This is a genomic window from Pigmentiphaga aceris, from assembly GCF_008119665.1.
Classification (GTDB): domain Bacteria; phylum Pseudomonadota; class Gammaproteobacteria; order Burkholderiales; family Burkholderiaceae_B; genus Pigmentiphaga; species Pigmentiphaga aceris.
Genome location: NZ_CP043046.1, coordinates 969,234 through 994,021, shown reverse-complemented (window position 1 = coordinate 994,021; position 24,788 = coordinate 969,234). Strand labels below are relative to the sequence as shown.

Here is a 24,788-nt window from a genome sequence, read left to right as displayed (position 1 = left end):
TGGCCCCTTGTCTCTCACCGCTGAAGGAATTCCAGATGCCTATCCCTGCCCGCCTGATGCACGTTGCTTTGCTGGCCGCTTCCCTGTTGATGTCGGGCGCAGTGCATGCCCAGGATGCCTTGAGCACCATCGAGAAGACCAAGAAGATCCGCATTGCCATTCCCGTTGATTACCCGCCCTATGGCTTCGTCGGCCCTGATCTGAAACCACGCGGCCTGGATATCGACATGGCCAATTACGTGGCGGCCAAGCTGGGTGCATCCACGGTTGAACTGGTATCGGTGAACAGTGCCAACCGAGTTCCCTACCTGCTGAGCAAGAAGGTGGACGTGATCATCTCCACGCTCGGCAAGACCGCCGAACGCGAAAAAGTGGTGGACTTCACCCACGCCTACTCACCGTTCTATCAAGCAGTCTTTGCCGCCAAATCGACCAAGGTCGCTGGCTGGGATGACTTGGCAGGCAAAACCGTGTCCGTCACCCGAGGCGCGATGGCAGAGACGGAACTGGAAAAAGTCATGCCCAAGGGAACCACGGTCAAACGCTTCGACGACCACGTGGGAACCGTATCAGCATTCATGTCCGGCCAGGTTCAGGTGATCGCCACCAGCGTGACCGAAGGGGCACAGATGATGGAGAAGAACCCGCAGGTCGAATACAAACTGCTGTTGAAGGACAGCCCCAATTTCATGGGCGTCAACAAAGGCGAAGTCGCGCTCAAGAACAAGCTCGATCAGATCATTCTGGACGGCAAGAAAAACGGCGACCTCGAAAAACTGGCCCAGAAGTGGCTGAATCGTTCTACTGGTGATCTGCCTTTGTGACACTGCGCGGTGGGCTGAAAGAGTACCCTCTCGCTTGCCCCAATCCCGCCGTGATTCCTCATGAGAAATGCTCCTGATTCCTTTGTTCGCCGCGTGCGCAACATGCTGGGCGACCTGTCTGTTGCGGAAAGGCAGCTTGCGGATTTTCTGCTGGAATTCCCCGGCGAACTGGCTGGCTACGCGGGCAACGAGCTGGCCAATCTGGCGCAGGTATCTCCGTCGACGGTCAGCCGCTTCGTGCGTCGACTGGGATACGAGAACTATGAGGAAGCGCGGCGTCGGGTGCGCAAGGAACAGGAAAGCGGATCACCCCTGTTGCAGTCGGGCACCGCAGCGGCAAAACGCGGTGCCTTGGTCGCCACGCATTTCCAGCAATCCCAGGCCAATCTGGCCAGCACCTTCGACCGCTTGTCCGATGCCGTGATGACCAAGGTGGTGAAGGCGATGATCGACGCGCCGCAAGTCGTGATATTCGGCAGCCGCAGCAGCCAGGCTTTCGCGGTGTATCTGCGCTGGCAGATCATTCAGGTGCTGCCCCGCGTCACCGTTATTCCGGGGGCCGGTGAAACCACGGCCGAGCACATGGCCGGGTTGACCGAGCGCGATTGCATCATCGTCTTCGGCATGCGCAGACAGACCAGGCAGATGGATGCCGTGCTGACGGCTGCCGTGAAAACGCGGACGAAGATTGTGTATGTCAGCGACCAGATGTCGCCGGATTTTCAAGCGGCTACCTGGTCCATTCAATGTGATTGCCGTGGCCCGGGATCACTGGACAATCACGTTGCAGTGATGGCCTGGTGTGACCTGCTTGCCACCATGGTGATCGAAGCCTCGGGCGCTGCGGGACGAAAACGCATGACCGCAATCGAGGCAATTCATGAAGACACGGATGAGTTTTAAGCCACAGGGCATGCCAGACATTCTTCTGATCAACCCGAACACCTCGCAGGCCACCACCGACATGATGGTCGCGATTGCTTCCGCACACCTGCCATCCGGCTTTCGCATCACGGGCATGACCGCTATGTCCGGCCCAAGCATGATCGTCAACCCAGCAGAATTGTCCGCAGCCGGTCAGCAGGTGGAACAGGTCTGGAAAAATGCAGGCAGTCACTGGGCCGGAGTCATCATCAGCGCGTTTGGTGACCCGGGCATTGAACGCGTCAGGACATCAAGCCAGGTGCCTGTCGTTGGCATCTGCGAGGCGTCCATGCGCGAGGCCGGTGCAAACGGCAGACGCTTTGGCATTGCAACCGTCACACCGGACTTGCTGACGGCAATTCATGCAGATGCCAAGGCGTTGGGGTTGAGCGCCCAGTACACGGGTGCCCGATTGACACCCGGAGACCCCCGCGCGCTTGCCGGTGATGCGCTCGCATTGGAAGCCGCGTTGCACAGTGCCGTGCTGGCATGCATCGAAGACGGCGCGCAGGCCGTCATCATCGGTGGCGGCCCCCTGGGCCGGGCTGCCGTGGGCTTGGCCCCCCATTTCGATATTCCGATCATTGCCCCGATTGCGGCAGCGGTGTCGCAGCTGTTGAAGCAGCTTCAGTCAGACAATAGGCAAGATACCGCCCTGCTGGCCGACGCTTGACGCGCTGACGCACGCGCATTTTTTCGGCTGGTGGGTGACACGCGTGCAGTCATTCCTGCCGACTGGACACGGCTTCCCTGAGCGCCGATGCCAGCTTGGCGGATAGCGGCCGCAGCACATTCCCTTTGCGCACGATCAGCCCCAATGATCGGACGATGCCTGCACCCGATAACGGACGCGCCACGATGCCCGTGAATGGCGCGTTTTTTATCGACAGTTCCGGCAGCAAAGCCACGCCGATACCGGCTGCCACCAGACTGATCGCACCCGCCACGTGATTGATTTCATACTGAATGACCGGCCGGTGGGGAACCCGCGCGAAGGCATTATCGATCAGCCCGCGATTCCCACTGGAAGACGACACAGACACCATCTTTTCGCCTGCCAGGGCCTGCAATGAAATAACCCGCTCATTTGCCAGCGGGTGCTTATCCGGCATGACCACCAGATAATGCTCTTGCATGATTTCTTCGAAATCTATTTCGGCTTCCTGCGCCCCAATGAAATTGATGCCGAAGTCGGCCTCGCCGCTTCGCACGCTCTCCAGCACATCGGTTGCGCTTTCATCGATGATCTTCACCCTGACGTTCGGGTGCTCGGTGGCATAACGCTTCAATACCTGCGGCAGCAGGTGGTTGGCAACCGAGGGCACGCAGGCCACCGTGACGTGTTCACGGCGTTGCGCGGTGCCAAGCTCAATGCTTCGAATGCCCAGTTCAAGCTCTTCGATCACGGCCTGTGCGTGGACCAGGAACAGCTTGCCAGCCGCCGTCAGCGACACCCTGCGGGTGGTCCGTTCGAAAAGCCGTTCCTGAAGCGAGTTTTCAAGATTTTCAATACGCCGGCTTAAGGCTGGCTGAGAGATAAACAAACCTTCAGCAGCGGCCTTGAAACTGGATTGCTTGGCTACCGCGATAAAAGCCAGTAATTCGCCAGTTTCAATATTGATGCGCATAAATTATCAATCGTTAGATTAATTGCATTTCACCTTTTAAACTTTTTTGCGCACCATGGCAAGAACCTACCTTCAGGCTACAAAAATGACAATCAATGCCATCACCCTGGGAAAACGGGTCAAGCAGACCGTACTGGCCGTCGCAATCTGCGTGGCCAGCAGCACAAGCTTTGCCGCCGATTTATATGTCGTCAGTTCAGGCGGATTCGCCGCAGCTTACAAACAGCTTGCACCTGGGTTTGAACAAAAGACCGGGCACAAACTGATTTCGGGTTGGGGCCCATCAATGGGCGATACCAAAGAAGCCATTCCAAACCGACTGAACCGAGGTGAAACCATCGACGTCGTCATCATGGTGGGTGACTCGCTTCAGCGCCTGATCGACCAAGGCAAGGTATCGAAAACCGATCACGAAGTGCTTGCGCTGTCGCGCATCGGCATGGCGGTCAAGGCAGGTGCCCCACAGCCTGATATCTCTAGCGTTGATGCGCTGAAGACGACGTTGCTGAACGCCAAATCCATTGCGTATTCCGACAGCGCCAGCGGCGTTTACCTGTCTACCGTGCTGTTCAAGCGCCTGGGCATCGAGGAACAACTGAAGGGCAAGGCGCGCATGATTCCAGGCGATCCGGTGGGCCATATCGTTGCCCGCGGTGACGCCGAAATCGGTTTCCAGCAAATGTCCGAGCTTAAACCGGTGACGGGTATCGATATTGTCGGCCCGCTGCCCGACGCCGCCCAGCAAATCACCGCATTTTCTGCGGGCGTCGTGAGCAACACCGCACAGCCAGCAGCGGCCAAGGCGCTGGTGGATTATCTGTCCTCGCCGGACGTGGTGGATCAGATCAAGCGTACTGGTCTGGACCCAGCACCGCACAAAGCTAAATAAGCAGCCTGATTGCTGAAACGCCCTTCGAAATTCGAAGGGCGTTTTTATTGGCATCTGAATTCATCAATGCGGGTTATTCAAACCAGACATTTTTTATTCAGCTCATACTCAACATTCCCGCCACGCCAATATCATTTCGGCGCGTTCAGCATCCGTTCGACATACCGGGCAATCAAATCGATCTCCAGGTTTACCCGGTTGCCTGCCTTCAAGTGGCGCAGGGTCGTCACTTCAATGGTGTGCGGGATCAGGTTGATGCTGACATCGCAACCTTCCGGGCCGTCTTCCACGGAATTCACCGTCAGGCTCACGCCATTGATGACGATGGACCCTTTGTAAGCCAGGAACCGGCCAAGGTCCTTCGGCGCGCGCACTACCAATTCATGCGATTCACCCACCGGCTCAAAGCGCTGCACCGTGCCCAGGCCATCCACGTGGCCCGACACCAGGTGACCGCCCAGGCGATCATTCAGGCGCAGCGCTTTTTCCAAGTTCACGTCGCCGACCGCATCCAGTCCGGCCGTCAGGCTAAGGCTTTCGCGCGACACGTCCACGGTGAAACCGGAGGCGTCTTGCGATACGACCGTCATGCACGCGCCCTGGATCGCGATTGAGTCGCCCAGTTGCACGTCGGACAAGTCCAGCCCGCCAGCATCCACCACCAGTCGCACGCCGGCATCGGGCGAGTCGCCCAGGGCGTCGATCTGCTTGATACGGCCCACAGCCGCGACGATTCCGGTAAACACGATGTAGTCCTTTCAAGCGCCTCGGGGCGCAAGCGTGATGGGCATTGCCAGGATGTCGTCAAGACACGAGGCCGATGACGCATTGGCGGCAGAACACCTGCTGATGCAGGCGTTCAGATGCGGGTAGATAGTTGCGGATGTTCAGTTGCGAATGTTCAATTGCGAAATTCAGCTGCGGGTATTCAGATGCGGACGTTCACCCATGAAGCAAGTGCGACCCTGCACACGAATTCGACCAAGCGTGCGACTGCTCGTGCGGGACAGCGTGGTGAGAAGTCCGATCACACCGCAACGACGTCTCGCTCAACCCAGCAGCGACACCGCCTCGCGCAGCGCCAGCCAGTTTTCGTCCACGCGCGCGCGCAGCCTTACGTCCTGCCCCACCGCCATTACGTCGGTGAATGCAAAACGCCGGACGTCGTCCAAAGATTCCAGCACCGGCAGACGCGCCACGCCTGCGGCATCGCCCAGCAGCACCGGTGCCAGATAACTCAGCAGTTCGTCGATGCAATCCTCGCGCAGCAGCGAGCCATTAAGCTTTTCGCCCGCTTCCACGTGGACTTCGTTGATGTCGTTTTCACCCAGCCAGCGGAACATGGCGGGCAAGTCCACTTTGCCACGACCATCGGGCAGTTCGATGACCTGCACATTGCGATCGGCCAGACGCGCGGCTTTCGCGGCATCGGTGCGCGCCGTGAAGATCCAGGTGGGGGTGTCATCCAGCAGGCGCGCGGTTTCGGGGAGCAGCAATTGCGCATCAACCACGATCTTGCGCGGCTGGCGTGGCGTGGCCACGTGGCGCACATTCATTTGCGGGTCATCGGCCAGCACGGTGCCGATGCCGGTCAGCACCGCGCAGCTGCGCGCCCGCCAGACATGACCATCGGCGCGCGCGGCCTCACCGGTGATCCATTGCGACTTGCCGTTGTGCAAGGCACTGCGGCCGTCCAGCGACGACGCCAGTTTCATCCACACCCAGGGTGAACCACGATGCATGCGGGCGACAAAACCGACGTTCAGTGCCAGCGCTTCATCCAGGCAGACGCCGGTATCGACCGTGATGCCGGCAGCACGCAAGCGGGCCAGGCCATGTCCGTTGACCAGGGGATTCGGATCGCCCATGGCAACCACAACACGTGCCGGCATCGCGGCCAGCAAGGCATTGACGCAAGGCGGCGTGCGACCAAAGTGATTGCAGGGTTCCAGCGTGACATAGACCGTGGCCCCGGCCACCGACTCGCCGCGCGATTCGGCATCGCGCAGGGCGACCACTTCGGCATGCGGGCCGCCGGGCGGTTGGGTTGCGCCCTCACCGATCACCCGTTCGTCTTTCACGATCACGCAGCCCACGCGCGGATTCGGCGTGGTGGTGAACATGACCTTTTCAGCCAGCGCCAGCGCGTGGCGCATCCAGGCTTGATCTTGCGGGGACGCAAGCACGGTATTGCTCATAGGGAGATCACTCCGCCCCCGCACGGGCCGGCAGCCTGTTCAGAGGGCTTGCGAACCTTGCGGACGTGGAGAGGTAGCGCATGTCAGTGCCCCGACGGATTGGGGGGACCCTGCATCTCGCGCACCACATCGGCAAAGGCGTCGATGTGTTCAAAATTCCGGTAGACCGACGCAAAGCGCACGTAGGCGATCTTGTCGAGTCCTTGCAGTTCTTTCATGACCAGTTCGCCGACCTTCTCGGACGGCAGCTCGCGTACACCAGAGGTGCGAAGCGCCTCTTCGATGCGCGCCAGCGCCGCTTCCAGCTGATCGGCAGAAACCGGCCGCTTGCGCAAGGCAAGCGACATGCTGCTGCGCAGCTTCGAGGGGTCGAACTCAGTCCGGTTGCCATTGCGCTTGACCACCCAAGGCATGACGAGTTCGGCCCGCTCGAACGTCGTGAAGCGCCGGTCGCAGGCGGCACAGCGCCTGCGTCTGCGGATGGCATCGCCTTCCTCCAGGGGCCGGCTGTCGACCACCTGGGTTTCATCGTTCCCGCAGAAAGGACACTTCATACGTGTGAGCCTGGATCAGCCGCCGTAGACCGGGAACTTGCCGGTCAGGGCTTCAACCTTTGCACGCACGGCCAGGATGTTGGCTTCGTCGCGCGGGTTGTCCAGCACATCGGCGATCAGGTTTGCGGTCAGCTCGGTTTCGGCTTCCTTGAAACCACGCGTGGTGATGGCCGGCGTGCCCAGACGGATGCCGCTGGTGACGAAAGGCTTTTCCGGGTCGTTCGGGATGGCGTTCTTGTTGGTCGTGATGTGCGCCTGGCCCAGCACGGCTTCCGCTTCCTTGCCGGTGATGCCCTTGGCACGCAGGTCAACCAGCATGACGTGGCTTTCCGTGCGGCCCGACACAATGCGCAGACCGCGCTTGGTCAGCGTGTCGGCCATCACCTTGGCGTTCTTCACGACTTGCTCGGCGTAGTCCTTCCACGACGGGTCAAGCGCTTCCAGGAAGGCCACGGCCTTACCGGCGATGACGTGTTCCAGCGGGCCGCCTTGCAAGCCGGGGAAGATTGCCGAGTTGATCATCTTCTCGTGCTCGGCCTTCATCATGATCACGCCACCGCGCGGACCGCGCAGCGACTTGTGCGTGGTGGACGTGACGAAGTCGGCGTGCGGCACCGGGTTCGGGTAGGCACCACCGGCAACCAGGCCTGCGTAGTGGGCGATGTCGACCATGAAGTAGGCGCCGACATCCTTGGCGATCTTGGCGAAGCGCTCGAAGTCGATACGCAGCGCGTAGGCCGATGCGCCTGCGACGATCAGCTTCGGCTTGTGCTCGGCAGCCAATGCGGCGACCTGGTCATAATCGATGGCTTCGTCGGCGTTCAGGCCGTAGGACACGAAGTTGTACAGCTTGCCAGACGCGTTGACCGAGGAACCGTGGGTCAGGTGACCGCCTTCGGCCAGGCTCATGCCCAAGACGGTGTCGCCCGGCTTCAGCACAGCCAGGTACACGCCCTGGTTGGCTTGCGAACCCGAGTTGGGTTGCACGTTGGCGGCTTCAGCGCCGAACAGCTTCTTCAGGCGATCGATGGCCAGTTGTTCGACGATGTCGACAAACTCGCAGCCACCGTAATAGCGCTTGCCCGGGTAGCCTTCGGCGTACTTGTTGGTGAGTTGCGTGCCCTGCGCTTCCATCACGGCGGGGCTGGTGTAGTTCTCGGACGCGATCAGCTCGATGTGCTGCTCTTGGCGCACGTCTTCTTTCTGGATGGCGGACCACAGTTCCGGGTCAACGATGGAGATAGTGCGCTTGCGATCGAACATAACGGTTCCTTCCTGTGCGAGGAGGGCGGGCCGGTGTTCCTGATGGTGCCGGCCAGCCGCAATTTCCACATGCGCCATCGCGCATGTGAAGCTGCCTACGGCTGCCCAGGCGAACGGCGTGACAAGATTCCGCGTACAACCAGCCTGAAAAAAGCCCGGTCTTAAGCCTAACCTCGTCTATCCCTGCGCTTCCTTGTGGTGATCCACAAAAGGCTTGCAGCCGATGCTTGGTCTGACAGTCAACCGTCAGCCACCATGGCCACGCCCCCTTTTCGCCAGTTACGCAGGGTAAAGGCAATCACGTGATTCTAGCACTGTGCCAAGCACTCGCTCAATACGGCGATACTTCGTCAGCAGCTTCGGTCAAATGACTGTCATTGGCCCATTCCACGACCTGCCAGGTATCGCTGTCGAGCACGATGCGGTTGATGCTGGCGTTCAGCAGCAAGTGATTGCGCTCGGCTGCAAACCCCACGCCGGTGGCGTGGCGGTAAGCGATATCCAGCACCCCACCGTGCGTGAAGATCAGCACCCGCTGACCACGGTGCGCGACCCCGATGCGGGCCAGTGTACCGACCACCCGGTCGTGGAAAGCACGCAGGGTTTCGCCTCCCGGGATCTCACGATCCGGGTCGCGGCTTTTCCAGGCCGCAGCGGCTTCCGGCAGCAGCAGATCGATTTCCTGCCGATCCAGCCCCTGCATTACCCCGTAATTGCGTTCGCGCAGACCGGGGTCCAGCGTGATCTCCAGGCCCAGCGCAGCCGCCGCCGGCTTGGCGGTGGTGTGCGCCCGGTCCAGGTCACTGCTGTAGATCGCATGGAAAGTTTCGCTTGCCGCCAGCGTGCCCAGGCGCGCCGCCACCTGATCGGCCTGGCTGCGCCCCAGCGCATTCAGGCCCACGTTCAGCGAGCCCTGCATGCGACGGGTGCGATTCCAGTCCGTCTCGCCATGACGGATCAACCAAAGTTCACTCATTCAACGCTCACTCATCGCTGGCGATCTGGGTAGGAGCCAGCCTTGGATTAAGGGTATAGGTGCCGGTGAATGCCGCCTGGGCCAAGACATGCTTGTCGATGGCACGACGGACATCGGTGCCGCTGAAGACACCGTCGAGCGGTACGCGATCGACATCCAGCGCGTACAGCGTGAACACGTAGTGGTGGATCAGCGAATCGTTCCACGGGGGGCACGGGCCGTCGTAGCCGAAATACTGGCCGCTCATGTCGTGATCGCCAGAGAACCAGCCGGTGTAATCGTTCAGACCCTGGCGGGCATCGCGGGGTGCCATCGGGCCACCCTTGCCGCGCGGGGTCACTTCATTGCTGAATTCACCCTCTTCGATCTCACGCGCATCGGCGGGCAGGTCGACCAGCACCCAATGGAAGAAGTCGGTGCGCGGCAGGTCTGCCGGCACTTCACGGTCTTCATGGTTGACGTCGTCACCCTTGGTGGGCACATCGAAGTCATGAACCAGTACGACAAACGAACGTGTGCCCGCTGGCACCTCATCCCAGATCAGCTGCGGGTTCAAGTTATCGGCCAGGCCGACATGGTTCTTTTCGTCAATCCGACCAAACGCGTAACGCGCCGGGATCGGTTGTCCATCCGAAAAAGATTCGCTCCAGAGTTTCATTGCTGCGCTCCTGTGCCATATCGGGTTACGTCATGGACGCTCAAGGCCGCTTGAATACGTTCAAGAGACCTGGCGACCGCGTGTACTCAACCAAAAGGTTACCGGGCCGTCGTTTACCAGCGCCACCTTCATGTGCGCGCCGAAAATACCCGTTTGTATCAAGCCTAACCCGTTTTGCGCCCTCGCCTGCACGACCGTATGGTCAAACAGTCGACGGGCATCATCCGGGGCGGCGGCCGGCGTGAAACTGGGACGCGTGCCTGAACGCGTATCTGCGGCCAGCGTGAACTGCGGCACCAGCAGCAAATTGCCAGCCACGTCACGCAGCGACTTGTTCATGCGGCCGCGCTCATCGGCAAAGATGCGGTAGGCCAGCATCTTTTCCAACAAGGCGTCGGCATCGCGCGGGGTGTCATCGCGTTCGGCGCAGACCAGCGCAAGCAGGCCTGCGCCGATCTCACCTACCCGCTCGCCGTCCACGATGACACTGGCCTCGGCAACCCGCTGGATCAAGGCGATCATGCCTCGGTCATCCGGTGACCGTCACCCGGGCAAACTTGCGCTTGCCGACCTGAATCACGTAAGTGCCCACATCCAGCTTCAAGCTCTTGTCTTCGACCTTGGCACCCTCGACCCGCACACCACCTTGTTCGATGTTGCGCTGGGCTTCGGCACCCGAGGCACACAGACCGGCGCTGCGCAGTACCGCCAGAATGCCCAGCGGCGCACCGGGCAGCGTGTGTTCCGGGATGTCGTCGGGGATCGCGCCCTTGCTGCGGGCGTCGAAATCGGCCAGTGCCTGCTCGGCTGCCTGCGTCGAATGGAAACGCGTGACGATTTCCTGCGCCAGCATGACCTTGATGTCACGCGGGTTGCGACCGGCCTCGGTTTCGGCACGCAGGCCGGCGATGTCTTCCAGCGAACGGAACGACAGCAGCTCGAAATACTTCCACATCAGGTCGTCGGAAATCGACATCAGCTTGCCGAACATGTCGCCCGGCGCTTCAGAGATACCGATGTAGTTGTGCTTGGACTTCGACATCTTTTCGACGCCATCCAGCCCCACCAGCAGCGGCATGGTCAGCACACACTGCGGCTCTTGTCCGTATTCCTTTTGCAGTTCACGCCCGACCAGCAGGTTGAACTTCTGGTCCGTGCCGCCCAGTTCCACGTCGGACTTCAGCGCGACCGAGTCGTAACCCTGCATCAGCGGGTACAGGAATTCGTGCACCGAGATCGGGATGCCGCCGCGATAACGCTTGGTGAAATCGTCACGTTCCAACATGCGCGCCACGGTGTAACGCGAGGCCAGCTGGATCATCCCGCGCGCGCCTAGCGGATCGCACCATTCGGAGTTGTATCGAACTTCGGTGCGCGCCGGATCCAGCACCAGGCTGGCCTGGGCGTAATAGGTCTCCGCGTTGATCGCGATCTGTTCAGGCGTAAGCGGCGGGCGGGTGGCATTGCGACCGCTGGGATCACCGATCATCGAGGTGAAATCGCCAATCAGGAAAATGACCGTATGGCCCAAGTCCTGCAGCTGACGCAGCTTGTTGAGCACCACCGTGTGGCCAAGATGGATATCGGGCGCGGTCGGATCCAGGCCCAATTTGATGCGAAGCGGCACGCCGGTCGCGCGGCTACGGGCCAATTTTCGAAGCATATCGGCTTCGACTAACAATTCGTCACAACCGCGTTTGACCACCGCCAGATCGCGTTCGACCTCGGCAGTAACCGGATACAGCACGGGCTCGCTGGCAGCGCGCGCGGGCGTGCCGGCATCATTGGTCGGGAGGGAAGCGGAATCTGGCAGAGATGAGGTCATGTTGGGAATAGTGGCTTTGCTATACTCGTCCGATTACGGGGAGTTTTTCTTTGGATCGCCCGGCCACACGGGGAACATGCAGATCGCGCTCAGGACGAAGTTCCTGACCGGATCGACAGACATGTCGTGGCTGCGAGGTCCAAATTCTAGCCCAACCAAAATTCGGGGCCGGGACGCATGAGCCAACGCATGACACGCATCGCAGCCGCGATGCGCCAAACAGCAAGCCAACTTCTACGCAGCGCCACATTCCGCAAGCGCGCACTCATCTCCGCCGGTGCTCTCGGCGTTTTTGGTGCGACTGTTGCCATCGGTACGGTACCGATGGCGCCGGATGTCAGCACATTGCCCACCCGACAGATCGTTGAGTCTCTGACTCTACCTGACTTCACTCAGCAAGTAGCGATCCAGGAAGACGCAGCCCCCGAATTCATTCGTGAAGAGCGGGTTCAGCGCGGTGATTCCGTTGCCACCATCCTGACCCGCATGGGTGTGGATGACAACGAATTGCAGCAATTCCTGCGCGCCACGCCCAGCGCACGCAGCATTTTCCAGCTCTACCCCGGCCGTCTCTTCCAGGCATCGACCGACGCGGAAGGCAAGATCCGTTGGTTGCGTTATATCCACACCCCGGGTGCGGAAGACAAGGGCAAGGTCGTTACCCAACTGCTGCACGTCGAACGCACCCCCGAAGGTCTGGTGGCGCGCGACATGGCTATCGATACCGAGCGCCACGAGCAAGCATCTACCGCCGAAATCCGCAGTTCGCTGTTCGGCGCGACCGATGCCGCCGGCATTCCGGATTCGATTGCGACGCAGATGGCGGAAATTCTTTCCAGCGACATCGATTTCCACAAGGACCTGCGCCGGGGCGACCGCTTCCGCGTGGTCTATGAAACCTTTACCCACGAAGGCACCTACGTGCGTTCGGGCAAGGTGCTGGCACTTGAGTTCATCAATGCCGGCAAGCCTTACGAAGCAGTCTGGTATGACGGCGAAGCGGGTCAGGCAGGCGGTTACTACGACCTGTCGGGCAAGAGCATGCGCAAGGGCTTCCTGCGCAATCCGCTGGAATTCACCCGGGTCACCTCGGGCTTCTCGCTGCGCTTCCACCCCATTCTGAAAACCTGGCGCGCGCACAAGGGCGTGGACTTCGGTGCCCCCACCGGCACCCCGATCCGTACCACCGCAGACGGCGTGATCGATTTCATCGGCGTGCAGAACGGTTACGGCAATCTGGTGGTGGTGAAGCACTTCGGCCAATACACCACCGCCTACGCGCACATGAGCCGCTTCGGCGAAGGCCTGAAGAAGGGCGACAAGGTCACCCAGGCACAGACCATTGGTTATGTCGGTTCCACCGGCTACGCCACCGGCCCGCACCTGCACTACGAATTCCGCATTGCCGGCGAACAGGTCGACCCGATGAAGGTAGCCCTGCCCGAAGCGCCGACGCTCGATGCACGTGGTCTGGCGGCGTTCCGCAAAGGCACTGCGAACTTCGAGCATCAGCTCAGCCTGATGCGCCAGTTCGATCAGAACGGCATGTCAGTCGCTACCGCAGCGCGCTGATCGCAAGGAAATTCAGAACGCCCATCTCCGGATGGGCGTTTTGCTATCTGCGTCTGGTTTTTGCTGCGTTTGTTGTATTGGCGTTTTGTTGTGCTGGCGTTTGTGTTGCTTTTGCTGCCCTGCTCTGCTGCGCCTGCCTTCCCCTTCCTGCTTCTTCATCCCGCTTCGTCACATGCCCATTGCACCGACTCCTCCGCTTTATATCGGCCTGATGTCAGGCACCAGCATGGATGGTGTGGATGGCGTGCTGGCCAGCTTTCCGGACAACGGTCCGCCCCAATTGCTTGCGTCGGCCAGCCAGGGCTTCGATGCCGCCCTGCGCACCGAACTTGCCGCGCTGAATCGCGCAGGTGACAACGAACTGGAACGCGCGGCCCTGGCGGCACGTGGGCTGGTTGCCGTGTACGCCAAGGTCGTGGCGATGCTGGTGGTGCGTGGGCAGGTCGATGCCAGCCAGGTGCGTGCGATTGGCGCACACGGCCAGACCGTGCGTCACCGCCCGGAAGCGGGTTTCACCATCCAGCTGAATGCGCCGGCAGAGCTTGCCGAACTGACCGGGATTGCCGTCATTGCCGATTTCCGCAGCCGCGATGTGGCAGCCGGGGGGCATGGTGCGCCGCTGGTGCCAGCCTTCCACCACGCCTTGTTTGGCGGAACGCGATCGCGTGCCATCCTGAATCTGGGTGGCATTGCCAATGTCAGCCTGCTGATCCCTGGCAAGCCCGTGACGGGCTTCGACACCGGCCCTGCCAACCTGTTCATGGACATGTGGTGCGAACGCCATACCGGTGCCGCCTTTGATGCCGATGGTGCACTCGCGTCGCAAGGGCAAGTCAGCGAGGGCTTGCTCGACTACCTGATCGACAGTGAACCCTGGTTCTCGCTTGCGCCACCCAAGTCCACCGGCCGCGATCGCTTCCACGCGGCATGGATGGATCAGCGCTTGCAGGACTGGCAAAAGAACCACGAAACGCTGTCAGTCGCTGATATACAGGCAACGCTGCGCAGCCTGACAGCCCGCACGGTGGCAGATGCCGTGCGCCTGCATGCGCCAGGTGTTGAAGAAATGCTGGTGTGCGGGGGCGGTGCCTACAACCGCGCCTTGGTCGCCGACCTGGCTGCCCGCCTGGGCATCCCGGTGCAGGCCACCGATGCGGTGGGCGTGCCGGCCAACGAAATGGAAGCGCTGGCTTTTGCATGGCTGGCTGCCATGCACGTGGCAGGTCGCCCGGGCAATCTGCCCGCGGTTACGGGCGCACGCGGCCTGCGCATACTGGGTGCGTATCACCCGGCTTGAACCGGGCGCTCAGGGTTGCGAGCCGCCACAACAGCGACACGCAGCATCAAGAACTGCTGCGTTGCAGAACCAGAAGCTCGATGGCGGGCGCAATGCCCAGTCGCGCCGTGAATCCTGCCCACAGGCCTGCACCGCTGCTGACGAACAACCGCATGTCGTCCACGTTGTACAGGCCACGCACAAAACCATTGTTGAACGGTGCCACCAGCCAGCGATCCATGCCGAGCATGTGACCACCGTGCGTATGGCCGGAAATCTGCAGGTCTACGCCATACCTTGCGTTGTCGCGGGCAAACTTCGGCTGGTGCGCCAGCAACATATGAAAATCGGCACCCCGTGCCTGTGCTGATACCGCTGCCACGTCGGGCGGCACGCCCTCGGGCACGTTCGGGTCGGTGTTGCCTTGCGAGGTGCGGCCATACGCCGGGTCACCAATGCCGGACAGTGCCAGGCGCTCGCCCCTGACATGCAAAATCTGCGTCTGATTGGCAAGCACTTGCAGACCAAGACGCCGGAAGTGGCCCATCCAGGCGTCGTAGCCGCTGTAATACTCGTGATTGCCCGGCGCGATCCACACGCCATGCGGAGCGCTCAGCTGCGAAAGCGGCACCGTATGTGGACCGGTCACGCTCAGGTCGCCGTCCACCAGATCACCCGGCAGGACGATCAGATCAGGTCGCGCCGCATTCGTGCGTGTCACGATGGTCTGCACATAGTCCACATCGTTGACCGGGCTGGCGTGAATGTCGGCCACCACCGCCACACGCAAGCCGTTCAAGGACGTAGGCAAGCCAGGCAAGGCAAGCGCTGTTTCGCGGACCTGGGGTGGCACCAGCCCGTTGTAGGCCGCCACCGAGGCCACTGCCATGGCGAGCACGACCACACCACCGGTCAGCGGCGTCCCATGCAAACGATTAGCCCATGTGGCACGGCGAATCCCGCGTGCCGCAAGCCATGAGGCGTCGCGCGCCAGCATGAACAGCAACAAGAACATCAGGCTGACCAGCACCACGCCGCCCGCCACCTGCAGCGGCGCGATCGTTGCATAGTCCACCGCACCAGACCGCATCAGTCTGATCATCACCATCGGGGAGGCCCCCAGCAATGCGGTCAGCGTCACGGCAATGCAGCGCACGCGTACAGAGAGGGTTTTGACGGGCCACCACAACCAGAAGGCAAGTATCGGAGCAAGCAAGGCAAGTGCGGAAATCATCTAGCTGGGCTTCTGGCAGAGTGGGATTCGGATGGTGTCGATAAGGGAACCCCGGAAAGGCGTGCGCATTGCGGCCATCAGGCGATCTTGGTGTCAGACTGAAGCGTGGACGAATTGGTTCGCTCGAGTGCTGTCGGGTGTCTGCCTTGTGATGAAGTATCGGCCTCAGACATGACAGTCTGCGGTTTGAACACAGCGCGAGAATTTCAGTCTGGCCCCACAACAAAAAACCCTCGCATGCATCGGCACGCGAGGGTTTTATGAAGCGCCAGTCATGAAGCGCCAGGATGGGCCTTGAGGAGCAAGGCCCATCGATCAGGTCAGCTCGACTTCAGCCCGCCTGTTTCGCCTCAAGCACTTCCCAGCGCTCCATCTTGGTCAGCAAGATGTTGTCGATTTCGGCCAGACGCGTCTGAATGCGCTCGACTTCGGGCGGATTGCTGCGATACAGCTCGCCGTCGGCCAGTTTTTCGTTCAATGCGCCTTGCTCGGCTTCCAGCTTGGCGATGTCGTCCGGCAAGGCAGCCAGTTCCTTGGCATCCCAGGAGCTGAGGCGGCTTTTTGCGGGCGCAGGTGCCGGGGCAGGCGCGGGAGCCGCGACAGGTGCCGGTGCTGCCTCGGTCTTGACTGCAGCCGTGGCAGCAGCAGAAGGCGATGCCGTCAGCGGACGCGCGGGAATGCTCTTGTCCGCGCTCCGACCACGCTGCGTCAACCAATCCTCGTAGCCGCCGATGTAATCACGCCAGCGTGCATCGCCTTCGTAGGCAATGGTCTGCGTCACGACGTTGTCCAGGAAGGCGCGATCGTGGCTGACCAGGAACACGGTGCCCGGATAGTCCTGCAGCAACTCTTCCAGCAGTTCCAGCGTCTCGATGTCCAGGTCGTTGGTCGGCTCGTCCAGCACCAGCACGTTGGCGGGACGGGCAAACAGACGCGCCAGCAGCAGGCGGGCACGTTCGCCACCAGACAGCGTACGCACCGGCGACCGTGCACGTTCCGGGGCGAACAGGAAGTCGCCCAGGTAGCTCATGATGTGCTTTTTCTGGCCGTTGATTTCCACCCACTCGCTTCCCGGGCTGATGATGTCGGCCAGGGTCGATTCCGGATCCAGCTGCGAACGCATCTGATCGAAGTAGGCAATCGACTGGTTGGTACCCAGGCGCACGGTGCCGGTGTCCGGTTCCAGCTGACCCAGGATCAGCTTCAGCAGCGTGGTCTTGCCTGCGCCGTTGGGGCCGATCAGGCCGATACGGTCGCCACGCATCACGGTCGTCGAGTAATCGCGAATGACCGTGCGCTCGCCAAAGTGCTTGGACACGTTTTCGAGTTCGGCCACCAGCTTGCCCGAACGCACGCCTTCTGCCACATCGATAGACACCTTGCCCATCTGGTTGCGACGCTCGCGGCGTTCGCCACGCATGTCTTCCAGGCGCTTGATGCGGGCCACGCTACGCGTACGGCGTGCTTCCACGCCCTTGCGAATCCAGACCTCTTCCTGCGCCAGCAGCTTGTCGAAACGCGCGTTTTCCAGGCGTTCGGCTTCCAGCAGTTCGGCTTTACGCGCCTGATAGGCCGTGAAGTTGCCCGGGAAACTGACCAGCTTGCCGCGATCCAGTTCGATGATGCGGGTGGCCACGGAATCCAGGAAGTGGCGATCGTGGGTCACGAACAGCACCGAGCCCAGGAAACCGCGCAGCAGTTCTTCCAGCCAGGTGATGGCTTCGAAGTCCAGGTGGTTGGTCGGCTCGTCCAGCAGCAGCAGATCGGGTTCGCCCAGCAGCGCGCGGCCCAGCGCCACACGCTTGCGGGTACCGCCCGACAAACCGGAAATCAGCGCGTCCGGCGGCAGGTTCAGGCGGGAAATCGTGGCTTCCACACGCGCCTGCACCGTCCAGCCATCGACCGCTTCCAGCTCGCCCTGCAGCGACATCAGCTTGTCCATCAAGGCGTCGTATTCGTCGCCCTGCGCTTCGGCCAGGTCATGCGTGACCTGGTGATAGCTGCGCAGCAGATCCCGGCCTTGCGCCAGGCCACCGCACACGGCGTCGAACACGGTGTCGCCTTCGTCGAACTTCGGCTCTTGCTCGACAGTGGTCACACGCAGATTGTTCTGGCGCGCGATCAACCCATCGTCCGGGACATTGCGTCCGTCGATCAACTGCAACAGCGATGACTTACCCGTGCCGTTGCGGCCGATCAGCCCGATACGCTCGCCAGGCTCAATCGACACGTCAGCGCGATTGAGCAGCGGCACATGGCCGAAGGCGAGTTGAATCTCAGTCAGGGCGATGAGCGCCATGGTGCAAAACCTTTTTTAAAAACAAGCAGGCGCCCTGGTTCTCACCAGGGCGCCTGGGTCAGCCATGCACATCGATCAGGATGCACAAGGCCAGATAGGGCTGGCGATCCCAAGCAAACAGGATCGCAGATGACGCGAAACGAAAACGTCAGGTCAAAAACTGGTCGGACCTTGAATCAAACCCCGAGGCCGAAACCCCGGGTCTGGACATCAGACCGAGAACGACGAACCACAGCCGCAGGTAGACGATGCGTTCGGATTCTTGATCACGAACTGTGCACCTTCCAGGTCTTCCTTGTAGTCGATTTCCGCGCCTGCCAGGTACTGGAAGCTCATCGGATCGATCAACAGCTGTACGCCATCCTTGTCGAGCGTGGTGTCGTCGTCATTGACCACTTCGTCGAAGGTGAAGCCGTACTGGAAGCCCGAACAGCCGCCGCCTTGCACGAACACGCGCAGCTTCAGTTCCGGGTTGCCTTCTTCTTCGATCAGTTGCTTGACCTTGCCGGCAGCCGAGTCGGTGAAGACCAGCGGGATCGGGGGGGCGTCGAAGTTCACACTTTCTACTGCTGCATTCATTTGGCACTCCTGGCGAACGGTGGGCAGCGGTGGATATCACCCCTGCCCGGCTACCGTCGCGCAATCAAATTGGACGCGATCGATGGATCGAGAGTTCCATTCAACCGCTATTGACCAGCAAATTCAACCCTGCTCGCCCAAGGGGTATGCCAGCAGGTCATGCAGGCAGACTTATCGAAAACCGCCACGAAACGCTCGGAAAACGTATCGAAAAACGTTCAACAAGTGCCCCACAGACCGATGGGCAAGCTCAGGGCAGAACGGCGATGTGGCGCAGACCGGCGTCTTCCGACAGACCGAACATCAGGTTCATGCACTGCACGGCCTGACCCGACGCACCCTTCACCAGATTGTCCTGAACCACCAGAATCACAAGCTGGTCGCCGCCATCCGGGCGATGCACGGCAATCCGCAAAGTGTTGGATGCGCGCACCGAACGCGTTTCCGGCAGGCTGCCTGCGGGCATCACATCAACGAAAGGCTCGTTGGCAAAACGTTCTTCGAACAGCTTCTGGAAATCGGTGTCACGTGCTTCCGGCAAGATGCGGGCAAACAGCGTGGAATGCATGCCGCGGATCATGGGCACCAGGTGCGGCACGAAGGTCAGGCCGATGGTCTGGTCGGTCAGGTCCTGCAACTGCGCCACGATTTCGGGGTGGTGACGGTGACCGGCCACGCCGTAGGCCTTGAAGTTGTCGCTGGCTTCCGAGAACAGCAGGCTGATTTCAGCCTTGCGACCGGCACCGCTGACACCCGATGCGCAGCTGGCGATCAGGCTCGACGCATCGACCAGATTCTTGCCGCCTTCGAGCAAGGGCAACAAGCCCAATTGCACCGTAGTCGGATAGCAGCCCGGGTTACCCACGATGCGCGCATTGCGGATAGCGTCGCGACGGATTTCCGGCAAGCCGTAGACCGCTTCTTTCAGCAGGTCGGGGCAGTTATGCGGAATTTTGTACCACTTCTCGAACGTGGCGATGTCCTGCAGGCGGAAGTCGGCAGCCAGATCGATGATCTTCACACCGGCGTCCAGCAGTTCCTTGGCCTGGGCCATGGCCACGCCGTGCGGGGTGGCGAAGAACACCACGTCGCACTTGGTCAGTTCAGCCTTGTCGGGCGAGGAAAACGCAATGTCCACGTGGCCGCGCAGGCTCGGGTACATATCGGCGACAGGCAGACCGTCTTCCTTGCGGGAAGTGATGGCCACGAGTTCAGCGTTGGGGTGTTGGGACAACAGGCGCAACAATTCCACGCCCGTATAACCCGTGCCGCCGACGATGCCGACGCGTACCTTGCCCTGTCCGTTTTCCTTGCTCACCGCGATCTCCGTCTGAAAGAAGCGCCCCAGGCAATCCTGTGCGCGTTGGGTGGGATAAGACCTTACCACCAAGCTGTGACAGCAAAACAAAAGGCCGCATCGAATGCGGCCTTTTGTTTTGTGTCTGGGAACGGTGTGAACCGCCCCAGACCGCCGAGCCGATCAGCGCTTGCTGAACTGCTTGCGACGACGTGCCTTGTGGAAGCCGACCTTCTTACGTTCGACTTCACGGGCATCGCGAGTCACGAAGCCGGCGTTCGACAGTTGCGACTTGAGCGACGCATCGTAGTCGATCAGTGCACGGGTGATACCGTGGCGCACTGCACCTGCCTGGCCGCTCTCGCCGCCACCGTGAACGTTGATCTTGAAATCAAACGATTCGAGGTGCGAGGTCAGGTCCAGCGGCTGGCGAACAACCATGCGGCCGGTTTCACGAGCGAAGTACTCGTCGACGGGCTTGCCGTTGACGATGATCTGGCCCGAGCCCTTCTTCATGAAAACACGCGCCACCGAAGTCTTGCGGCGGCCGGTTCCGTAATTCCAGTTACCGATCATGCGCGGCTCCTCAGATGTCGAGCAGCTGGGGCTGCTGCGCGCTGTGCGGGTGTTCAGACCCGGCGTAGATCTTCAACTTCTTGATCATGGCGTAACCCAGCGGACCCTTGGGCAGCATGCCCTTGACGGCCTTCTGGATCGCACGACCCGGAAAACGCTCTTGCATTTTCTGGAAGGTGGTCTCAGTGATACCGCCCGGATAGCCGGAGTGACGGTAGTAACGCTTGTCTTTAGCCTTGTTACCGGTGACGGCGATATCGGCTGCGTTGATGATGACGATGTAGTCACCCGTATCAACGTGAGGCGTGAACTCCGGCTTGTGTTTTCCGCGCAGACGGTGTGCGACTTCGCTGGCCACACGACCGAGGACTTTGCCCTTGGCGTCAATCACGTACCAGTCACGCGTCACTTCTTGCGGCTTCGCAACGAAGGTTTTCATATGAATCTCTGGACGACGAACTGTTGGTACCGTGCCCGACAACACGCGTTGGCGTACTGCCCTGACACGAAATGAACCCGGCCCACCCTTCGGCGGCCTGACGGTAAAGGATCGGACCCACTGCGAACCTGGCACGCCACCCTTGCCTGTTAAAAAGCCAAGATGAAAACACCGAGGTTCCAAGCCCAGACAACAAGCCTGGTCTTAAGCCCAACCCTTCCGGGATTGCTTACCCGTCCAGACCCACCTGCGCTTTATTGGAGTGGCAATCCCCAGCTGGAAAACAAATCCGCCCGATGTATTCCATCAGACAGAACATTGCCTCCCGGCGCGAACATTGCCCAGCGAGTGTAGATCCGGTCAAGCCTTCGAATATAGCCCGCTGGGCAACCAATAGCAAGGCGCGGCCGACAAAGGAGGCAGGAAGTCACGACGATGCAGCGTGGGTGTGGCGAACATGCCGCGACACCGCCAGATTTTGGACAAAAAAAAGCCCGGAGCAATCGCTTCGGGCTAAATCCACCAAAAAAGGAGGGTGGAGGAGACTCAGTACAAACTCGCCAAATTGGGAGCCGGGCAAACCAGCCATCGCGCTGAACACTGCTGGAGGTCTGAAACCGAGCCAGCTGCTCATCGCGTCACCACTGAAGCGACATTCGATGAACGAAGTATAGGGATTGTTTTTGTGCGACGCAAGATTTCGGTGCATGAACGCACGGAAATGTTGCATTACTGTCTACCCGTGGAAAACCCCATAAGAATCATCGATTTAGTCATGAAGCAGCCCCACCGAACACGCCAATTTTGGGTTTTTATCCAAAAAATGCACCTTGATGGTGCAACACTTGGACACAACTCCCAATACCCTGCTTATCGCTGATGCGATGCAGCGCGACCATGGGTCACAGCGCTATCATTTCCGCTCTTCCTTTATATAGAGCGGGATTGGCGCATGGAAACCACGATCGACTGGGGTGGCCCACAAGGCATGCTGTTCACGGCACGAACCGGTAGCGGACATGTGGCCGTGATGGATGGTGCGCCCGAGGGAGGCGGCCACAACCTCGCTCCGCGCCCGATGGAAATGCTGCTGTCCGGTGCAGGTGCCTGCACTGCCTACGACGTGGTGCTGATCCTCAAGCGCGGCCGCCATGCGGTGCAGGGATGCAGCGTCAAATTGGTGGCAGATCGCGCAGAGACCGATCCCAAGGTGTTCACCAAGATCCACTACGCATTCACCGTCACCGGCAAATCCTTGCCCCGCGAAGCGGTAGAACGCGCCGTCAAACTCTCGCACGAGAAATATTGCTCGGCATCGGCCATGCTTGCCCACACGGCCGAACAGACCTTGTCGGTGGAAATCGTCGAGGCCTGAGTACAGTTGGCGGAACGCAGATCGCGGCACGCTGCGCCGCCGATCGAAAAAGGACGCCAGGCGGCGTCCTTTTGTCATTCTGGTCGAGCTGCTTCGCCCCGATACCAATGGCTTTACTTAATAGCGTTACTTATAAGTGATACGCCGTTGTCGTCATCACCTTGGCACTGGCCTTCATGCCTGCACGAACCGGTGCCGGCAGCGCGATCCCGCCATGCTTTTGTGCCGTCAGACGATGCTCGCGCTCGTCTTCGCACATCTGTTCGACGATGCGGCGCGAACGCAGATCGTTGGCGGGCAGCTCATCCAGATGCGTATCAAGATGCGCTTCGACCTGTCGTTCGGTTTCGGCCATGAAACCCAGACTGACCGAATCCCCGACCCGCCCGGCCAGCAGGCCCAGCGAAAACGCACCGGCGTACCAGAGCGGATTGAGCAGACTCGGTCGCGCACCCAGTTCGTCCAGGCGTTCGGACAGCCAGCCAAGGTGGTCCACCTCTTCAGCGGCAGCCTGCTCAAGCAAGGCGCGAGTGTTGGGATTTCGCGTCATTGCAGCCTGACCGCGATACAAAGCCTGGGCGCAGACCTCACCGACATGGTTCACTCTCATTAACCCGGCGGCATGGCGACGCTCTTCTGCACTCAGTGACGCATCCATGCCGACCTCGGCCCGACCCGCAGGGTTGGGACGACTGGCCCGGACCGCTCCGCTCAATACCTGAAGGCCACGATCAACCTCGTTGATCAAGGCGTCGAGCAGACCGGTACGGCGCAAGGGGGGCGTGATGTCAGTACTGGGGTTCATAGCAATTTTCCCTGGGAAACACGCGCTCATTCGACTAGATGAGCGTATTAACGGCAGCGGGGCCTAAGCCTGAAGTGTTGTTCGGAACAGACACAGAAATCGTGTTTCTCGCACTTTACCGAATAGAAGCTTGGCACCCGGCCCGGATTTTTGATGCAATAGCCCAAGCTTCCCGAAACGGAAGTTCGGGGACAGCCCCTAAGAACGGTTCGACGCTGCTGTGTAGCGGTGTCCGTTTCGCAAGACCCACTGTTTTTGGTGCGCCAAGTCTTCTCACAATCATCGGAGAAACCTGAATGAAAAAGACCCTCCTTGCTGCAGCCCTGTTGGCTGGCTTCGCCAGCGCTGCCCAAGCTCAGAGCAGCGTTACCCTGTACGGTCTCGTCGACGTCGGCTACGTGTACACCAAGACCGACGGCCTGAATTCGCTGAACGAACTGGCTAGCGGCAACCAATCGGGTTCGCGTTGGGGCCTGCAAGGCGCCGAGGACCTGGGCGGCGGTCTGAAGGCTACCTTCCTGCTGGAAAGCGGCTTCGACCAAGGCACCGGCACCTCGCTGCAAGGTGGCCGCCTGTTCGGTCGTCAATCCTGGGCTGGCCTGAGCGGCGGCTTCGGTGACGTCCGTTTCGGTCGTCAAGTGACCATCACCTCGGAATTCTTCGGTGCAGTTGACCCCTTCGGCGCCGGCTTCAACGTCGCCAACCTGGGCAACGTCTTCGTCGCTTCGGACACCGTCCGCACCGACAACACCCTGAAGTACATCTCGCCGAACTTCGGCGGCTTCCAAGCTGGTATCAACTACAGCGCGCAAAACAACGGCTCGGAAAGCGTTGTCAGCACCGCCAACAACCGTCTGGCTGGCGCAGCAGTGCGTTACTCGAACGGCCCGCTGCTGATTGCCGGTTCGTATGACACCGTCAACTACGGCGCACCTGGCGTGGACAGCGCCAAGATCTGGCAATTGGGCGCAGTGTATGACTTCGGCGTCGCCAAGATCCACGCTGCCTTCGCAGACCAAAAGAACGTTGGCGCAGCTCTGCTGACCACCGGCGTTCCGGCTGGCATCGCTGGTGCAGGCTTCGAAAACACCAAGGCCTACATGCTCGGCGTGACCGTGCCGGTTGGCAATGGCTCGCTGTTCGGTTCGTACAAGCGTGCTAGCGACTGGGATGTGGACGGCTGGTCTGTCGGCTACACCTACGACCTGAGCAAGCGTACCAACCTGTACACGTACGCATCGGTTGTTGACAACGTCAACGCTACTGGCGCCAACACCCTGGCAGTCAGCCGCGGCAACGTCGTCGGCGGCGACGTGACCACGAAGCAATTCGGCGTCGGTCTGCGCCACAAGTTCTAATCCACGACAGGCGTAAGCCTGTTGTCTAGGGCCATGCTTCGGCATGGCCGGATTAAGAGCAAACAAAAAGCCACCCTTCGGGGTGGCTTTTTGTCGTTCCGGGATTGTGAAACGCATGCGCTTTGCTCACGTACTGGTTCCTGGTTCCTGGTTCCTAATCACCAGTCCTTCCGCCCTCCTTTGTTCCCGCGCAAGCCTAAGGCAGCTTGGTCGCCATTCTGAGTGCCGGCAGCACAGCA

At 60.5% G+C, this 24,788-nt stretch carries 24 protein-coding genes and 1 riboswitch; of the genes, 8 read left to right on the top strand and 16 right to left on the bottom strand.

Translation table 11 applies throughout. The features are described from left to right. The first annotated feature begins 35 nt into the window (after nucleotides 1-35). Genes FXN63_RS04120 through FXN63_RS04110 form a run of 3 tightly spaced genes read left to right on the top strand, consistent with a single transcriptional unit; the run spans nucleotide 36 to nucleotide 2,421 of the window. On the top strand, nucleotides 36-824 hold the full coding sequence (locus tag FXN63_RS04120) for a transporter substrate-binding domain-containing protein (RefSeq protein WP_148813105.1): 789 nt from the start codon (nucleotides 36-38) through the stop codon (nucleotides 822-824). A gap of 60 nt (nucleotides 825-884) precedes the next feature. Beyond that, nucleotides 885-1,727, top strand: a complete 843-nt coding sequence (locus FXN63_RS04115; protein WP_148813103.1) for a MurR/RpiR family transcriptional regulator — start codon at nucleotides 885-887, stop codon at nucleotides 1,725-1,727. Between the two features lie 10 nt (nucleotides 1,728-1,737). Continuing rightward, nucleotides 1,738-2,421: an aspartate/glutamate racemase family protein gene (locus FXN63_RS04110; protein ID WP_148813101.1), complete on the top strand. Its 684-nt coding sequence runs from the start codon at nucleotides 1,738-1,740 to the stop codon at nucleotides 2,419-2,421. A 49-nt stretch (nucleotides 2,422-2,470) separates the two neighbouring features. On the opposite strand, the gene FXN63_RS04105 is transcribed toward FXN63_RS04110, so the two are convergent. Further along, nucleotides 2,471-3,376, bottom strand: coding sequence for a LysR family transcriptional regulator (locus FXN63_RS04105; RefSeq protein WP_148813099.1), 906 nt, complete (start codon nucleotides 3,374-3,376; stop codon nucleotides 2,471-2,473). An 85-nt stretch (nucleotides 3,377-3,461) separates the two neighbouring features. On the opposite strand from FXN63_RS04105, the gene FXN63_RS04100 reads away from it, so the two are divergent. Then, complete coding sequence (locus FXN63_RS04100; RefSeq protein ID WP_148813097.1) at nucleotides 3,462-4,265, top strand: substrate-binding domain-containing protein; 804 nt, start codon at nucleotides 3,462-3,464, stop codon at nucleotides 4,263-4,265. 131 nt (nucleotides 4,266-4,396) lie between these two features. On the opposite strand, the gene FXN63_RS04095 is transcribed toward FXN63_RS04100, so the two are convergent. The 8 genes from FXN63_RS04095 to tyrS form a co-directional block, all read right to left on the bottom strand. Beyond that, nucleotides 4,397-5,011 (bottom strand): riboflavin synthase, encoded by a 615-nt coding sequence (locus tag FXN63_RS04095; protein WP_148813095.1) that lies wholly within the window; start codon nucleotides 5,009-5,011, stop codon nucleotides 4,397-4,399. Nucleotides 5,012-5,314: 303 nt separating this feature from the next. Further along, on the bottom strand, nucleotides 5,315-6,463 hold the full coding sequence (ribD, locus tag FXN63_RS04090; protein WP_281290858.1) for a bifunctional diaminohydroxyphosphoribosylaminopyrimidine deaminase/5-amino-6-(5-phosphoribosylamino)uracil reductase RibD: 1,149 nt from the start codon (nucleotides 6,461-6,463) through the stop codon (nucleotides 5,315-5,317). Between the two features lie 83 nt (nucleotides 6,464-6,546). Further along, entirely contained in the window at nucleotides 6,547-7,017 is a 471-nt protein-coding gene (gene nrdR, locus FXN63_RS04085; protein WP_148813093.1) for a transcriptional regulator NrdR, read from the bottom strand. 15 nt (nucleotides 7,018-7,032) lie between these two features. After that, on the bottom strand, nucleotides 7,033-8,280 hold the full coding sequence (gene glyA, locus FXN63_RS04080; RefSeq protein ID WP_148813091.1) for a serine hydroxymethyltransferase: 1,248 nt from the start codon (nucleotides 8,278-8,280) through the stop codon (nucleotides 7,033-7,035). Nucleotides 8,281-8,376: 96 nt separating this feature from the next. Further along, nucleotides 8,377-8,573, bottom strand: a riboswitch (ZMP/ZTP riboswitch). Between the two features lie 38 nt (nucleotides 8,574-8,611). Continuing rightward, nucleotides 8,612-9,256: a histidine phosphatase family protein gene (locus FXN63_RS04075; protein WP_148813089.1), complete on the bottom strand. Its 645-nt coding sequence runs from the start codon at nucleotides 9,254-9,256 to the stop codon at nucleotides 8,612-8,614. A gap of 7 nt (nucleotides 9,257-9,263) precedes the next feature. After that, nucleotides 9,264-9,914 (bottom strand): YbhB/YbcL family Raf kinase inhibitor-like protein, encoded by a 651-nt coding sequence (locus FXN63_RS04070; RefSeq protein ID WP_148813087.1) that lies wholly within the window; start codon nucleotides 9,912-9,914, stop codon nucleotides 9,264-9,266. A 60-nt stretch (nucleotides 9,915-9,974) separates the two neighbouring features. After that, nucleotides 9,975-10,436, bottom strand: a complete 462-nt coding sequence (dtd, locus tag FXN63_RS04065; protein ID WP_148813085.1) for a D-aminoacyl-tRNA deacylase — start codon at nucleotides 10,434-10,436, stop codon at nucleotides 9,975-9,977. Nucleotides 10,437-10,443: 7 nt separating this feature from the next. Next, on the bottom strand, nucleotides 10,444-11,739 hold the full coding sequence (tyrS, locus tag FXN63_RS04060; RefSeq protein ID WP_148813083.1) for a tyrosine--tRNA ligase: 1,296 nt from the start codon (nucleotides 11,737-11,739) through the stop codon (nucleotides 10,444-10,446). Nucleotides 11,740-11,928: 189 nt separating this feature from the next. On the opposite strand from tyrS, the gene FXN63_RS04055 reads away from it, so the two are divergent. Together FXN63_RS04055 and FXN63_RS04050 are read left to right on the top strand one after the other, a co-directional pair. Beyond that, a complete protein-coding gene (locus tag FXN63_RS04055) occupies nucleotides 11,929-13,311 on the top strand; it encodes a M23 family metallopeptidase (RefSeq protein WP_246165025.1) in 1,383 nt (460 codons plus the stop codon). A gap of 172 nt (nucleotides 13,312-13,483) precedes the next feature. Beyond that, nucleotides 13,484-14,608: an anhydro-N-acetylmuramic acid kinase gene (locus tag FXN63_RS04050; RefSeq protein WP_222863999.1), complete on the top strand. Its 1,125-nt coding sequence runs from the start codon at nucleotides 13,484-13,486 to the stop codon at nucleotides 14,606-14,608. 46 nt (nucleotides 14,609-14,654) lie between these two features. Here FXN63_RS04050 and FXN63_RS04045 read toward each other — a convergent pair whose 3' ends face one another. The 6 genes from FXN63_RS04045 to rplM all read right to left on the bottom strand — a co-directional run bounded on the left by FXN63_RS04045 (nucleotide 14,655) and on the right by rplM (nucleotide 21,011). Then, complete coding sequence (locus tag FXN63_RS04045) at nucleotides 14,655-15,821, bottom strand: metallophosphoesterase (protein WP_148813078.1); 1,167 nt, start codon at nucleotides 15,819-15,821, stop codon at nucleotides 14,655-14,657. Nucleotides 15,822-16,152: 331 nt separating this feature from the next. Next, entirely contained in the window at nucleotides 16,153-18,120 is a 1,968-nt protein-coding gene (locus FXN63_RS04040) for an ATP-binding cassette domain-containing protein (RefSeq protein WP_148813077.1), read from the bottom strand. 210 nt (nucleotides 18,121-18,330) lie between these two features. Next, nucleotides 18,331-18,699 (bottom strand): iron-sulfur cluster insertion protein ErpA, encoded by a 369-nt coding sequence (gene erpA / locus FXN63_RS04035; RefSeq protein WP_148813076.1) that lies wholly within the window; start codon nucleotides 18,697-18,699, stop codon nucleotides 18,331-18,333. A 250-nt stretch (nucleotides 18,700-18,949) separates the two neighbouring features. Beyond that, nucleotides 18,950-20,017: an N-acetyl-gamma-glutamyl-phosphate reductase gene (gene argC / locus FXN63_RS04030; RefSeq protein WP_148813074.1), complete on the bottom strand. Its 1,068-nt coding sequence runs from the start codon at nucleotides 20,015-20,017 to the stop codon at nucleotides 18,950-18,952. Between the two features lie 162 nt (nucleotides 20,018-20,179). Beyond that, nucleotides 20,180-20,572: a 30S ribosomal protein S9 gene (gene rpsI, locus FXN63_RS04025; protein ID WP_148813072.1), complete on the bottom strand. Its 393-nt coding sequence runs from the start codon at nucleotides 20,570-20,572 to the stop codon at nucleotides 20,180-20,182. Nucleotides 20,573-20,582: 10 nt separating this feature from the next. Further along, nucleotides 20,583-21,011: a 50S ribosomal protein L13 gene (gene rplM / locus FXN63_RS04020; RefSeq protein ID WP_148813070.1), complete on the bottom strand. Its 429-nt coding sequence runs from the start codon at nucleotides 21,009-21,011 to the stop codon at nucleotides 20,583-20,585. Between the two features lie 952 nt (nucleotides 21,012-21,963). Between rplM and FXN63_RS04015 the strand changes: the two genes are divergently transcribed. Further along, nucleotides 21,964-22,386 carry an OsmC family protein gene (locus tag FXN63_RS04015; protein ID WP_148813068.1) on the top strand — a complete coding sequence of 141 codons (423 nt, stop codon included), beginning with the start codon at nucleotides 21,964-21,966 and terminating at the stop codon, nucleotides 22,384-22,386. A 130-nt stretch (nucleotides 22,387-22,516) separates the two neighbouring features. Here the strand turns inward: FXN63_RS04015 and coq7 are convergent, their stop codons facing one another. Then, complete coding sequence (gene coq7, locus FXN63_RS04010) at nucleotides 22,517-23,191, bottom strand: 2-polyprenyl-3-methyl-6-methoxy-1,4-benzoquinone monooxygenase (RefSeq protein ID WP_148813066.1); 675 nt, start codon at nucleotides 23,189-23,191, stop codon at nucleotides 22,517-22,519. A 296-nt stretch (nucleotides 23,192-23,487) separates the two neighbouring features. Between coq7 and FXN63_RS04005 the strand changes: the two genes are divergently transcribed. After that, a complete protein-coding gene (locus FXN63_RS04005) occupies nucleotides 23,488-24,549 on the top strand; it encodes a porin (protein WP_148813064.1) in 1,062 nt (353 codons plus the stop codon). The last annotated feature ends 239 nt before the right edge of the window (nucleotides 24,550-24,788 follow it).